At 76.5% G+C, this 302-nt stretch carries 1 protein-coding gene; it reads left to right on the forward strand.

Annotation, left to right across the window (positions count from 1 at the left end; all coding sequences use genetic code 11):
• Positions 1-181: hypothetical protein (locus tag JHD64_RS21580; RefSeq protein ID WP_199055759.1), on the forward strand; the 181-nt coding region annotated here is incomplete at its 5' end.
• Positions 182-302 lie beyond the last annotated feature (121 nt).

Genomic DNA, 302 nt, shown 5'->3' on the forward strand with positions numbered 1-302 from the left:
CCCCCCCCCCCCCCCCCCCCCCCCCCCCCCCCCCCCCCCCCCCCCCCCCCCCCCCCCCCCCCCCCCCCCCCCCCCCCCCCCCCCCCCCCCCCCCCCCCCCCGCTTTTCAAGCAGAAGACGGCATACGCGATCCTTGTTAATGTCTCGTGGGCTCGGAGATGTGTATAAGAGACAGGCATGATTCTGGCCGACAGCGCGGTGCGGGCCGGGTAGCGGGTGGCCGGAAAAGGCCGCTGCTGCCGGTTGACGGCGCGGTACAAGGCGTCCGCAGCCTCGATCTGCCCGGCCGTGGGCCGGCTGCG

The organism is Aquitalea sp. ASV15 (assembly GCF_016429115.1).
GTDB classification, from domain to species: Bacteria; Pseudomonadota; Gammaproteobacteria; order Burkholderiales; family Chromobacteriaceae; genus Aquitalea; species Aquitalea magnusonii.